This window comes from Bacillus pretiosus (genome assembly GCF_051294775.1).
Taxonomy (GTDB): Bacteria; Bacillota; Bacilli; order Bacillales; family Bacillaceae_G; genus Bacillus_A; species Bacillus_A wiedmannii.
The window spans coordinates 1-283 of the sequence record NZ_JBPPHF010000568.1 but is presented as its reverse complement, the minus strand read 5'-3'; the positions used below and the strand labels follow the sequence as shown (position 1 = coordinate 283).

The following is a 283-nucleotide window of genomic DNA, read 5'->3' as shown; positions in this document are numbered from 1 at the left end:
CATTTATGCGAACCGTTTAGTAAAAGAAGTTCAATTCCCACTACTATCACTTGTTGTATCTGGTGGACATACGGAGAAAGATCATGGTTCATTCGAAGTGATTGGTGAAACAAGAGATGATGCAGCTGGAGAGTCATATGATAAAGTAGCTCGAACATTATCCATGCCATATCCAGGTGGTCCTCACATTGATCGCCTTGCACAAGAAGGGGAACCGACAATCGATTTGCCTCGTGCATGGCTAGAACCTGATTCGTATGATTTCAGTTTCAGTGGAGTGAAA

1 pseudogene is annotated in these 283 nt (G+C 42.8%); it reads left to right on the top strand.

The features are described from left to right. Positions 1-283 (top strand): annotated as a pseudogene (locus ACSG5Z_RS32195) (tRNA (adenosine(37)-N6)-threonylcarbamoyltransferase complex transferase subunit TsaD); the annotation flags it as partial.